The following is a 12,810-nucleotide window of genomic DNA, read 5'->3' on the forward strand; positions in this document are numbered from 1 at the left end:
TGTCTCGCACGGCCGGCCTGCGATCGGTACGATCAGGCCGGCTTGTGCCAGCCCGCGACCGGATCGTTCGCGGCGGGCGTTTCTTCCACCAGCGACGTGAGCTGGCGGCCCGTATCGCGCCATGCGTCGAGGCCGCCGCGCAGTGCGAGCGCATCGGTGAAGCCTGCATCGAGCAGGCGCTTCGCCATCAGCGCGGCCGTCACCTCGTTCGGGCACGAGCAAAACACGACGAACTTCTGCGTGAGCGGATAGCGCGCGACGATGTCGCCGATCTGGCGCTCGTCGGCGAACTGCGCACCGGGAATCGTGAACGGGTCGAGCTTGCGGTGCTCGGGCGAGCGGACGTCGAGCACCACCGGGGCGGTGGTGTCGCGCAGCAGCACGTCGAGCTCGTCGACGCCGATCCGCGCGTTCGCGAGCTGGCGGATCAGCGCGCGGCGGCGCATCCACCGCACGGCCGCATAGACCGCGAGCAGCGCGACGATCACCAGCAGCACCGCGCGGCCGAGACGGCTCGCGCCGGCGAACAGCCAGTCGATCTGCCGGTAGAACACGAGGCCGGCCAGCAGCCCGACGATCGTCCACAGCGCGGCGCCGAGTGCGTCGTAGCCGGCGAACGTGCGATAGCGCGTGCCGAGCGCACCGGCCATCGGTACCGACACCAGCGACAACCCCGGAATGAAGCGCGCGACCGCGAGCACGCGCACGCCGTAGCGGCCGAAGAAGCGTTCGGTCTTTTTCACGCAGGTATCGCGCGACAGCGACAGCCGGCAGATCGTCTTCAGCGTCGTGCCGCCGTAACGCCGCCCGGCGACGTACCAGACCGTGTCGCCGATCAGCGCGCCGAGCACCGACAGCACCACGACCGTCACGAGCTGCGAGCCGATCATCGCCGGATGCATCGCGGACATCGCGCCGAACAGCACGAGCGTCGGCATCGCGGGCACCGGCAGGCCGATGGCCGCCGCGAGCACGTTGGCGAACACGAGAAGCGGCCCGTACTGGGCGACGAGGTCACGTAGGAGCATGACGGCTGGCCGAAAAGGAAACGCGTGGGCGGGAAAGGCAGATGGGCCGATTATCGGCTTTTTTCAATGCAGCGGCGGGAATGACGCAAAGCGCCTGACGGCGGCAGGGAGATGTGGGTGAGCCGGCGCATTGCACGCGGCTCACCGTTCGGAATCATCAGGAGGACGTACGGGCGAGCGATGCGGCGCCGTGGTTTTCGCCGGGTAGCTCGGCGCCATGCGAGCGGATCGCCGCGATCAGTTCGGCCGGGGTGATCTCGTAGCGGACCTCGCGGTGGATGCCGGGTTTGCGTTCGTCGATCTCGATCAGCAGCACGCTCTTGCCGTCGCTCGTTGCTTCGAGCCGGAGCGAGCGCAGTTGGCGGCCGTCGGTCGCGTCGTGTTCGGTGAGCAGGGTCATTGCCCCGGATGAGCCGGTAGTGCGCATCGAACCTATCCTCGTATCGTGTCGTGGAGCCGTGGCGGCAAGGATGTCTTTGTTGAATACAGCTTGGCGCAGTTTAACGCGAACGGGCCGCGACACGGAGCATTTTCGTGAGGGTGAAATGAGGGCTGCACCACCGATCCTTCTGATGTTTGAGCCGTGCCGGGCGGGCGTCTCCGCCGGATCGGGCACCGGCTGAAACCGGTACCCGAGCGACGTTCGCGGCCACGCCGGCGTGGGCGGCGACACGCGCTGCGCCGCGCGGCGCAGCGGCGGCGTCAGAAGCGGTCGGCAAGCCCCATCGCCGGGTCGCTGACCGAGTGGCGGCCGGTTTCCACGCGGCCGGCCACGCGGCGCGAGAAGCTCGCGTCGCTGTCGGCGGTGACGATGAAGTCGTACCAGTGGCCGGTCGAGTCGAGCTTCCAGTGCAGTTCGGACTGGTCGCCGGCGCGCACCGTGACGGTCCAAGTCGTGCCCGTGCCCGTGCCATTGCCATTGCCGTTGTCGTTGTCGTTGTCGTTGTCGTTGCCATTGCCGTAATAATGGCCCTGGCTGTTGCCGTCCTCGTTGCCGTGGCCATGACCGCGATCGTCGTTCGCGCCGTGCCCGGCCAGCGGCCCGTAGACCTGGTTCGACTTCACCGTGAAGCGCACCGTGCCGCCGCCGTCGTTGCGCAGCCGCAGGTGGAGGTTGCCGCTCGCGCCCGCATAGCCGACGCGTACTTCCGGATGCGGCGCACGAGTGCCGGCCAGCCGGCTCAGGTCGCCGGTGAAGCGGCGGTGATAACCGTTCGGGCCGAGCACCCACAGGTCATATTTACCGCCATTGTCGGCGCGCGCGGCCCAGTCGCCGTGCAGCGTCTTGCCCGGCTCGACGACGTAGCGCTGCGGCAGCCGGTCGAGGTGCAGCTTGTCATAGACGTGAAACACGGCGGCGGCGTGGCCGGTGTTCGCGAACTTCAGCGTGACCGTGCCGGCGCCGGCATCGGTGCGGGCACTCGCATGCAGTTCGTACGGCAACGCGCGCGACGGGCGCACGCCGGTGGCCTGCGCGGGCAGCGCGGGCGCGGCGGGCGGCACGATCTTCGGCGCGGTTTGCTGCGCGGCGCTCAGCGCGTCGACCTGGCTTTTCGTCGTCCGGCCCGCGAGCGTCGGCAGCGGCTCGTCGTTCGGCGTGCGGAAGTTGAATGCGCTCGTCAGGTCGCCGCACACCGCGCGGCGGTACGCGCTGATCTGCGGTTCCGCGACGCCGAAGCGCTTTTCGAGGAAGCGCAGCGTCGACGTATGGTCGAACACCTGCGAGTTGACCCAGCCGCCGCGGCTCCACGGCGAGACGATCCACATCGGCACGCGCGGGCCCGGGCCGTACGGACGACTGTCGGCCGCCGGCTGGCTCGACGTGGCCGGCGTGAAGTCGTGGTACTCGACCGCGACGTCTGCGGCCGCCAGCGTATGGCCGCCCGCGAGCGTGCCGTCGGCGTTGCGCGACGGCACGGCCGGCGACGGCATGTGGTCGAAGAAGCCGTCGTTCTCGTCGTAGTTGACCAGCAGCACGGTCTTGCTCCAGACCTCTGGGTTCGCCGTCAGCGCGTCGAGCACGGCCTGCACGTACCAGCCGCCCTGTGCGGGGCTCGACGGCCCCGGGTGTTCGCTGTACGCGGACGGCGGGATGATCCACGACACTTCCGGCAGCTTGCCGTTGCGGATGTCGTCGCGGAACGTTTCGAGAAAGCCGTACGGCATCGTGTTGCCGAAGCCCTTCGCGAGCGGGCTCAGCGGATCGTCGATCGCCGGATCGTAGAACGCGCCGGCGGCCGTCACCGGCTGCGTGATGTCGGTCGACGCGACGTACGCGGGCCGGCGCGCGGCCGGCATCTGCTCGATCGCCGCGCGCCAGTGGCGGAAGCTCATCATCTCGTTGCAGCCGAAATTGTCGATCAGGCTCTGGTAGACCTTCCAGTTCACGCCCGCCTGTTGCAGCCGGTCGGCATAGGTCGTCCAGGTCCAGCCCTGGCTCGACGGGCCGATGTCGTTGCCGCCGTTGAACTGGTTGTTCAGCGCGGCGATCTTCACGCGGTTGCCGTCGGCCGGACTGATGCCGTTCGGGCCGTTGGTGCCGCTCCAGTAGAACAGGCGGTTCGCGATCGTGCCCGTGTGCATCCCGCAGTGGTAGTGGTCGCACAGCGTGAACGCATCGGCGAGCGCGCGCTGGAACGGCACTTCGGCCGCGTCGTAATAGCCCATCGACAGCGGCGTCTTCGCGTCGGGCCAGCGGTTCATCCGGCCGTGGTCCCACGCGGCCTGCGAATCGGCCCACGTGTGCGGCGTGCCGCCCGCACGCTGCGCGTTGCCCTGGCGCGCGTCGAGGTGATACGGCGTCACGGTCGCGGCGGGCGTCGCCTTCGTGTACGCCTGATAGAACACGTCGCGGCCGTTCGGCGACGGCACCGCGAAGCGGTCGCCATAGCCGCGCACGCCCTTGAACGTGCCGAAGTAGCTGTCGAACGCGCGGTTCTCCATCATCAGCAGCACGACGTGCTTGACGTCCTGGATGGTCCCCGTTTCGTGGAAGGCGGGAATGGCGAGCGCGCGGCGGATGCTCGGCGGAAACGCGGACAGCGCGGCGGCGGCGAGGCCGGAGCCGGCGGTCTGCTGAAGGAATTTGCGGCGTGACGTCATGGCGTTCGGATCCTGTGAAGGTGGGCGCGTTCGTGAGTGCGTCTGGCGGTGCCCGGGCGTCGTCCCGCCCCGGGACGATTCGCGATGCGTGCGCGTTCGGGGGCATCGGCCGCGCGTCGCGGCGGTGCGCGTATCGCGCCTGACGCGCGACGCGCGACATCGAGCGGATGCTGCGGCCGTCGCCGCGATCCTGCGCGCCGCACGCTCGTGATGCGCGGGGCAGGTATCGGCACGCACCGGCCCGGCGCATGCCGGGCTGGGGCGGCGCCCAGTCTAGGGAGGCGACATGACGTCGACGTGATGAAGAAATGACATCGCGTGTCGCGCGCGTGACGTTGCGTGCGCAACGATTAGTTCAAGCGCGATGCGAGGGTGAAATCGGTAAGAAATTACCGATCGTCGCAGGCGTGACCGGTCAGAATTTTCCGGATTTTGTGGAGATGGCGCGAGCGCGTTTCGTTGCGGATGCAACCTGACGGGCGACGGCGTGACACCCGTGTTTCAAATGCGTGAAATCGGCTAAGCTCGATGCGTTGCTGCGCGCCTGCGCAGTCCGCGCCTTCGGCGCGATTTTTCGGAACCGGCCCACCCATGACCGATATCAGAGTCCGGCACAGCGAGACGCACGACGTCGACGCGATCCGGCAGATCGCCGCGCATCCCGCGGTGTACATGAATACGTTGCAGCAGCCGTTTCCGTCGCTCGAAAAATGGCAGAAGCGGCTCGACACCGTGCGCGAGCACGGCGTGAGCCTCGTCGCCGAAATCGACGGCACGGTGGTCGGCCATCTCGGCCTGCATCCCGAGCCGAATCCGCGCCGGCGCCACGCGGCGGCGCTCGGCATGATGGTCGACGCGGCCCGTCACGGGCGCGGCATCGGCGGCCGGCTGCTCGCGGCCGCGATCGATCTCGCGGAGAACTGGCTGAACATCACGCGTCTCGAGCTGACCGTGTTCACCGACAACCGCGCGGCGATCGCGCTCTACGAGAAACACGGTTTCCGCATCGAAGGCGAATCGCCGGATTACGCGTTGCGCGACGGCGTGCATGCGTCCGTGTATCACATGGCCAGGCTCAAGGCGCGGCAATGAAGGGCCGGCCGTCGTGGACGTGACGGCACACGCAGCGCTTGCTGCCGCGCGTCATGCGTCATATTCAATCGAGAATTCGTTCGTTTTCCTTCGGCTGTACCCGTCGTATCGTCAAGCGATTTGCCGGTCGCTGCGGCCGGCTTCGTTTTTCCGTATCGATGCATGCGCGACGCTGCATGTCGGCCGGCCTCATCGTCATCGCTTCACGGCCCTGGTTGCGTGCGCGGCATCGCCCTGAAACCGTCTCTTTCAACGGAACCCGCTTCGATGAAAACCGTTCTCCGCAATCTCACCGCCGCCTGCCTGTTCGCTGCCGCCGGTGCGGCGCTGGCCGCTGCCGCGCCCGCGGGCGCCCCGGTGGCGAGCGCATCGCCCGACGGTGCGCATCTGCCGCCCGGCATCGCGTGGCAACACGGCGACGTCGATGCCGCGTTCGCGCTCGCGAAGCGCGAGGGCAAGCCGCTGCTGCTGTACTGGGGCGCGGTATGGTGCCCGTCGTGCAACCAGGTGAAGTCAACGATCTTCAGCCAGCAGGCATTCAAGACGCGTTCGTCGTTCTTCGTGCCCGTGTATCTCGACGGCGATACCGAAAGCGCGCAGAAGCTCGGCGAGCGTTTCAAGGTGCACGGCTATCCGACGATGATCCTGTTCCGCCCCGACGGCACCGAAGTGACGCGGCTGCCCGGCGAAGCCGATCTCGACCGCTACATGCAGGCGCTGTCGCTCGGGATGACGGCCGCGCATCCGGTGCGGCAGACGCTTGCGACGGCGCTGAAGAACGGCGCTGCGCTGACGCCGGACGAATGGCGCCTGCTGGCCGACTATTCATGGGATACCGACGGCGCGCTGCCGGTGCCGGCCGATCGCGTCGCCGAGACGCTGCAGTCGCTCGCGCAACGCGCGCGGGCAGCCGGTGCGAAAGCCGAATCGGCGCGTTTCGCGCTGAAGTCGGCGGTGGTCGCCGCGTCGGACGACCCGACGCAGGCCGGTGCGCTCGACAAGGCCGCGCTTGCCGATTCGCTGCGCACGGTGCTGCACGATCCCGCGCTGTCGCGGGCCGATTCGGACGTGCTGGTCGCGGCGCCCGCGCGCGTGGTCGCGTATCTCGGCGGCGACGACGCGCAGCGCACGAAGTTGCGCGGCGCGTACGACACGGCGCTGGCGCGCCTGTCGACCGACGGCACGCTGTCGTCGATCGACCGGCTGATGGCGCTGCACGGCCGCGTGCTGCTCGCACGCGGCGGCGTGCGCACCGGCGCACCGCCCGTCGCATTGGCGCTGGCCGACACCGCGCGCAAGCAGATCGCCACGTCGGTGCAGAGCGCGGCGAACGCGTACGAGCGGCAGGCGCTCGTCAGCGAAGGCGCGGACATGCTGACCGACGCGGGGCTGTACGACGAATCGGATGCGTTGCTGAAGGCCGAGCTGCCGCGTTCGTCCACGCCGTACTACTTCATGTCGGGGCTGGCCGCGAACGCGAAGGCGCGCGGCGACAAGGCCGCTGCGCTCGACTGGTATCGCAAGGCGTACGACGCGGCGAGCGGGCCGGCGACGAAGCTGCGCTGGGGCGCGACTTACTTTGCGAATGCGGTTGAACTGGCGCCGAACGATTCGGCGCGCATCGAAGGGATTGCCGCCAGTGTGCTCGCGCAGGCCGACAAGACCCGGGACGCGTTCTACGGCGCGAACCTGCGCGCGCTGACCAAGGTCGTCACGCAACTGAACCGCTGGCGCGGCAGCGGCGCGCACGATGCGTCGGTCAGGTCGGTCGTGAAGCAGTTCGACGGCGTGTGCGGGAAGCTGCCGGCGGGCGATCCGCAGGCGGCGGCGTGCGCGAAGCTGATCCAGCCCGTGAAGGCGTAACGACGCGGGGAGGGATCGTCGAGCGGGCCGACGATGGATTACCGGCCCGACTCCGACGACGCGCCGCGCTCGCTGCCGTATCCGGCGTCGTGCTGGCGGGCGATCTTCGCTTCGGCGGATACGATGCTGGCCGGATAGAACCAGTCGCTCGACTGGAAGCCGGCCTGCTTGAGCGCCTTGACTTCGGCGTGGACCTGCGCGCGCGTGAGCGGCTGGTTCGACTGGGCCTGCGCGGCGAACGGGGCCGAGACGGCCAGGGCGATGGCAACGGCTTGGATCAGGCGCTTCATGATCGGGACCTCCACGATTCCGGTGAATCGCGGCGCTTCGTTCGTCGAAGCGCCGTGCGACGTTGAAACCAGTGTAGGCCGGGGCGGGCGCGCGAAAAATGCGATCGCGCCCAACGCAGTGTTTTGCTGCGGGTAACAATGGGTTGGATCAAATCCACACCGCCGCGCTTGCACGCACGTGGGCCTGCCCGGGCCGCGTGGGCCCGCCCGGACCATTACGCGGCCTCCGCCCCTTGATTCGGCGGGCAGGGAAATGAAATCGGACCGGATGCGCATTCCGGAATCCGTTCCGGTGCGCATGCGGTCCGATCTTGAAAGACGGGAAGGCGGCTTGTACGAAACGCCGCCCTGATGCCAAGGCTTACACGAGCCCCGTCGCGTAGTACACGGCGATCACGAAGAACACTGCGAGCGTCTTGATGATGGTGACCGCGAAGATGTCGCGATACGACTCGCGGTGCGTGAGGCCCGTGACCGCGAGCAGCGTGATGACCGCGCCGTTGTGCGGCAGCGTATCCATGCCGCCGCTCGCCATCGCGACGACCCGGTGCAATACGTCCATCGGGATGTTGGCGGCCTGCGCGCCCTTGATGAACACGTCCGACATCGCGGCGAGCGCGATGCTCATGCCGCCCGACGCCGAGCCCGTGATGCCGGCGAGCGAGCTGACCGACACGGCTGCGTTGACGAGCGGGTTCGGGATGCTCTTCAGCGCATCGCCGACGACGAGAAAGCCGGGCAGTGCTGCGATCACGCCACCGAAGCCGTATTCCGACGCGGTGTTCATCGCGGCGAGCAGCGCGCCGCCGACGGCGGCTTTCGAGCCGGCCGCGAAGCGGTCGCTGACGCGCTTGAACGCGGTCAGCACGACCAGCACGATGCCGAGCAGCAGCGCGGCCTCGACCGACCAGATCGCGACGACGGTCTTGATCGACGTCGTCACCGGCGTGTGCACGCCCGGCAGCACGTCCGGCGCGACCGTGTACGACGCGGCGCCGTACCACTGCGGGACCAGCTTCGTGAACGCGAAGTTCGACACGCCGACGAGGACCAGCGGCAGGATCGCCAGCGCCGGGTGCGGCAGCGACGTCGCCTCGACGCGCTCCGGCTCGTTGACGAGCGACGTGCCGTAGCCTTCGCCCTTCGCCATTGCCGAGCGGCGGCGCCATTCCAGATACGTGAGGCCAACGACGACGATGAACAGCGAGCCGATCGTGCCGAGCACGGGCGCGGCCCAGGCGGTCGTCTTGAAGAACGTGGTCGGGATGATGTTCTGGATCTGCGGCGTGCCGGGCAGCGAATCCATCGTGAACGAGAACGCGCCGAGCGCGATCGCGCCGGGCATCAGCCGTTTCGGGATGTTGCTCTGGCGATAGAGTTCGGCCGCGAACGGATAGACCGCGAACACCACGACGAACAGCGACACGCCGCCATAGGTGAGCAGCGCGCACACCGCGACGATCACCGCATTCGCGCGCGAGCGGCCGATGTAGCGGATCGCCGCATGGACGATCGACTCGGAGAAACCGGACAGTTCGATCACCTTGCCGAACACGGCGCCAAGCATGAAGACCGGGAAATACAGTTTGACGAAGCCGACCATCTTCTCCATGAAGATGCCGGAGAAGACCGGTGCGACGGCGGCGGGTTCGGTCAGGAGCACCGCGCCCAGCGCGGCGATGGGCGCGAACAGGATCACGCTGTAGCCGCGATACGCGGCGTACATCAGGAACGCCAGCGCGGCGAGGACGATCACGAAAGACAAGGGAGTCTCCTAATGGCTTTGGTTGTTGTTCGATCGCGCGGCGCGCCGCGGACCAGCTCAGGTTCGTGCAGGTTTCGTGCCATCGGCCGGATTGCGCCGCCGGACATGGGTCCGCCGGCGGCCGGCGGGCCTGCGCCGGGGTAGGTCTGACGATTCTACATAAAACGTCTCCATCCGGAGACGTTTTGGCCATCCGGCCAACCCTCGAAATCGTGCAGGGCTTTCCCGGACAACGCATTGCGGCGCGTCTCCAGAGTGAGATAATCCGTCTCGTTCCGGAGACATCCGGCCGACGATACACGGAGACGACGACACGATGATGAACGACTGGGCCCGCCTGCCCGTCAACTACGGCGACGTGCTGCGGCGCGCCGCCGAGTCGCTGTTCCGGACCTTCGAGGATTCGAGTGCGGGCACGGTGGTCGTCGATCGCGACGCGCGCGTCGTGTGGATGAACGAGCGTTACGCGGCACGCTTCGGTTTCGCCGATCCGCAGCAGGCCGTCGGCCTCGATTGCGAGGCCGTGATCCCGAACAGCCTGATGCGCGAGGTCGTGTCGACCGGGCAGCCGATCCTGCTCGACATCATGGAGACGGGCCGCGAGCCGCTCGTCGTCACGCGCCTGCCGTTGAAGAACGAGGCCGGCGAGACGGTCGGCGCGATCGGCTTCGCGCTGTTCGACCAGCTGAAGACGCTCACGCCGATTTTTTCCCGCTACGCGCAGCTTCAGCAGCAACTGATCGCGACGCAGCGCTCGCTCGCGCAGGCGCGCCGCGCGAAATACACGTTCGCGAGCTTCGTCGGCACGAGTGCCGCGAGCCTCGAGACCAAGCGCCAGGCGCGCCGCGCGGCGCAGGTCGATTCGCCGGTGCTGCTGCTCGGCGAGACGGGCACCGGCAAGGAGCTGCTCGCCCATGCGATTCACGCGGCGTCGGCGCGTGCGCTTCAGCCGCTCGTGACCGTCAACGTCGCCGCGATTCCCGACACGCTGCTCGAAACCGAATTCTTCGGCGCGGCGCCCGGCGCGTACACCGGTGCCGATCGCAAGGGGCGCGTCGGCAAATTCGAGCTGGCCGATCGCGGCACGCTGTTTCTCGACGAGATCGGCGACATGCCGCTGCCGTTGCAGGGCAAGCTGCTGCGTGTGCTGCAGGACAAGGAGTTCGAGCCGGTCGGCTCGAACCGGATCGTGCGCGCAGACGTGCGCATCATCGCCGCCACGTCGGCCGACCTGCCGGCGCTCGTGGCGGCCGGGCGGTTTCGCGCGGATCTCTATTACCGGCTGAACGTGCTGACGATCCATGCGCCGCCGCTGCGCGAGCGCGCATCCGACATCGCGGCGCTCGTCTACGCGACGCTCGAGGAGCTGGCGGCGCAGCACGGGCGCGCCGCGCACTGCGAGCTGACCGACGATGCGCTGCGGATGCTGTGCGCGTATCCGTGGCCCGGCAACGTGCGCGAGTTGCGCAATACGCTCGAACGCGCGCTGATGCTGTCGGACCGTTCGGTGATCGATGCGCGCGCGCTCGCGCCGTTTCTCGGGCCGGTGCGCATCTCGCCGGACGGTGCGGCGCCGGCGCAGCGGGTTGCCGCGGTGCCGGCCGAGCAGCGCGCGGGCGATGCGTTGACGGCATCCGGTGCGCCGGCCGCCTCGTATGCCGATGCACTGGCGGCGTGGGAGCGCCAGTTCCTGACCGATGCGCTGGCGGCCTGTGACGGGAAGGTCGTTGAAGCGGCCGCGCGTATCGGCATCGGCCGCGCGACGCTGTACAAGAAACTGGCGGCGCTCGGTATCGACCGGTAGGCCGATCGGCGATGCCGATGCGGCTCGATGTAACGCATCGAACAGGAGATCACGATGAAGCGGATCGGCATCGCAGGATGGCTGACCCTGTTGCTGGCGAACGCCGCACTCGCGCAGGCCGGCGACGCCGCTGCGCCCGAGGCGCGGCGCAACTGGTACAACGATCCGTTCGTCGCGCTGTCGCAGGATGTTGCCGAATGCCCGTTGCCGCTCGGCCCGTGGATGACGCGCGCCGAGATGACGGACGATGCGCACTACCGCGCCGAACGCGGCACGACCTGCTGGCTCGCCCATCGCTGCACGAAGCCGAACTCGTATATGTATGACGCGTCGATCGCCGATGCGGCGAAGGCGCACTTCGCCGGCTCCGATCACCTGCGCGGCACGAGCCTGTGGATCACCGTGCAGCGACGGTTCATCTACGTCGAAGGATGCGCGGATACGACGTTCGATCGCCAGGCGCTGCAACGCGAATTCGAGGCGCTTCCGGACGTCGAGCAGGTATTCGTTCGCATCACCGACGATCCGCGCAAGCGCTTGCCGTACAAGGCGCGCGGGCAACCCGACCGCACGCCGGACTGACGGCCGAAGGGCTACCCATGGCATACTCGCGACATTCAAAAAAAGGTTGACGGGAAGAATAATGAAACACATGCTTGCGTCGGTCTGTCGGTGGCCTCGGGCGGCCGTGATGTTGGCTCTGGTTGCAGGGCTCGGCGGGTGCGGTGGCAGTGCTCCGCTGTTCACTTCGGACGGGCGCCCGACCACTCAGGTGCAATGCACCGGCAGCGACTGGAGCAATTGCACGGACAATGCCCGGGCCATGTGCAACGGAGATTTCGACGTGATCCAGCAATCGACGGATGACGCCGTGCGAAATCTTCTCTTCGCATGCAAGAAGAAGAGCGGTTATTGATCCCGACATGACCGGCTGACGAGACCACGATCGGGCGAAGCGCTTTTCTGTTTGCTTTGAGTCACTTGTTTTTCACGAATAACACTCACGGAGTCCCATCCATATGGCGACCTACAGGCAACTGAACGCGCAGCTCGAACGGCTTCAGCAAAAGATCGACAAGGAACGTGAAAAGGCGATTGCCGACGCGATTGCGCATATCCGCGCGAAAATCGACGAATACGACATTACGCCGGAAGAGCTCGGTTTTCGCCCGGCAGGATCGGCTGCCGCCGCTACCGCCGCGAAGCCCAGGCGAACCTTGCCGCCGAAGTACCTGAACCCGAAGACGGGCGAAACCTGGAGTGGCCGCGGGCGGGCGCCGGCATGGCTCGGCAAGAATCGCGGACGTTTCCTGATCAAGGACTGACTCCCGAAAATCCTCACCTTTCGTGTGTCGACTGACGGTGCGAACGGCCACGCGGCCTTCGCACCGTTTTGTTTTGGCGCAGTCGTCATGCGATTTTCCGTGACGAATTGGAGTGCAATGCTCCGCAATTAACGGATCCCGTTTTGCGAATTCGCCGCGATTCGCCTGCATATTGCGGGGAATTCCCGTAAACAACCGCGTAATGGTGCAATGCACGCGCATTGGCGTTCGCGCTTTTCGCGGTGCATGCCTGACGCAGATTTTCATCACCTTTCGCGTGTTTGCGCGGTGTGTCGTGCGATTCCCGAAGAGACTCACCATGGCTCCTGTAAATCCTCACCTTTGAGAAAGCGGCTGCAGCGTCGTGCCGCGTTGCGTGCTTCGTGCCAGCCGCGCAGCGATGTCGTGCCGCGTGTGTTGCAGGCCCATGGTGCAAGCATTGACGTCCGTCGAATAGTCGGCCGTTCGGCATATAGGCAGTCGCAGGCGCTTCGCCTATGCTTGGGGTTCGCGTCGATCGGTGCACGGCCTGCGTGGCCGC

Annotated in this window: 11 protein-coding genes; 6 read left to right on the top strand and 5 right to left on the bottom strand. The window is 67.4% G+C overall.

From position 1 onward, the window contains the following. Positions 1-32 precede the first annotated feature (32 nt). From HWX03_RS25560 to HWX03_RS25570, 3 genes are all read right to left on the bottom strand, one after another. Positions 33-1,028, bottom strand: a complete 996-nt coding sequence (locus HWX03_RS25560) for a DedA family protein/thiosulfate sulfurtransferase GlpE (RefSeq protein ID WP_174432844.1) — start codon at positions 1,026-1,028, stop codon at positions 33-35. 157 nt (positions 1,029-1,185) lie between these two features. Then, positions 1,186-1,455 carry a hypothetical protein gene (locus tag HWX03_RS25565; RefSeq protein ID WP_174432843.1) on the bottom strand — a complete coding sequence of 90 codons (270 nt, stop codon included), beginning with the start codon at positions 1,453-1,455 and terminating at the stop codon, positions 1,186-1,188. A gap of 275 nt (positions 1,456-1,730) precedes the next feature. Then, entirely contained in the window at positions 1,731-4,130 is a 2,400-nt protein-coding gene (locus HWX03_RS25570) for a phospholipase C, phosphocholine-specific (protein WP_175873131.1), read from the bottom strand. A gap of 591 nt (positions 4,131-4,721) precedes the next feature. Between HWX03_RS25570 and HWX03_RS25575 the strand changes: the two genes are divergently transcribed. Both HWX03_RS25575 and HWX03_RS25580 read left to right on the top strand, forming a co-directional pair. Beyond that, positions 4,722-5,222, top strand: a complete 501-nt coding sequence (locus tag HWX03_RS25575) for a GNAT family N-acetyltransferase (RefSeq protein ID WP_175873132.1) — start codon at positions 4,722-4,724, stop codon at positions 5,220-5,222. A 267-nt stretch (positions 5,223-5,489) separates the two neighbouring features. Continuing rightward, the gene (locus HWX03_RS25580) at positions 5,490-7,085 is read left to right on the top strand and encodes a thioredoxin family protein (RefSeq protein WP_175873133.1); all 1,596 of its coding nucleotides are present in this window, start codon (positions 5,490-5,492) and stop codon (positions 7,083-7,085) included. 38 nt (positions 7,086-7,123) lie between these two features. Here HWX03_RS25580 and HWX03_RS25585 read toward each other — a convergent pair whose 3' ends face one another. Beyond that, on the bottom strand, positions 7,124-7,375 hold the full coding sequence (locus HWX03_RS25585; RefSeq protein WP_174434516.1) for a DUF4148 domain-containing protein: 252 nt from the start codon (positions 7,373-7,375) through the stop codon (positions 7,124-7,126). A 361-nt stretch (positions 7,376-7,736) separates the two neighbouring features. Next, on the bottom strand, positions 7,737-9,140 hold the full coding sequence (locus HWX03_RS25590) for a GntP family permease (protein ID WP_174434517.1): 1,404 nt from the start codon (positions 9,138-9,140) through the stop codon (positions 7,737-7,739). Between the two features lie 316 nt (positions 9,141-9,456). Between HWX03_RS25590 and HWX03_RS25595 the strand changes: the two genes are divergently transcribed. The 4 genes from HWX03_RS25595 (at position 9,457) to HWX03_RS25610 (ending at position 12,269) form a co-directional block, all read left to right on the top strand. Then, on the top strand, positions 9,457-10,944 hold the full coding sequence (locus HWX03_RS25595; protein WP_175873134.1) for a sigma 54-interacting transcriptional regulator: 1,488 nt from the start codon (positions 9,457-9,459) through the stop codon (positions 10,942-10,944). A 54-nt stretch (positions 10,945-10,998) separates the two neighbouring features. After that, positions 10,999-11,526, top strand: coding sequence for a BON domain-containing protein (locus HWX03_RS25600; RefSeq protein WP_175873135.1), 528 nt, complete (start codon positions 10,999-11,001; stop codon positions 11,524-11,526). Positions 11,527-11,587: 61 nt separating this feature from the next. Next, complete coding sequence (locus tag HWX03_RS25605; RefSeq protein ID WP_082741903.1) at positions 11,588-11,860, top strand: hypothetical protein; 273 nt, start codon at positions 11,588-11,590, stop codon at positions 11,858-11,860. Positions 11,861-11,963: 103 nt separating this feature from the next. Beyond that, positions 11,964-12,269: an H-NS histone family protein gene (locus HWX03_RS25610; protein ID WP_175823749.1), complete on the top strand. Its 306-nt coding sequence runs from the start codon at positions 11,964-11,966 to the stop codon at positions 12,267-12,269. The last annotated feature ends 541 nt before the right edge of the window (positions 12,270-12,810 follow it).

This window comes from Burkholderia sp. BCC0397 (genome assembly GCF_902832865.1).
Classification (GTDB): domain Bacteria; phylum Pseudomonadota; class Gammaproteobacteria; order Burkholderiales; family Burkholderiaceae; genus Burkholderia.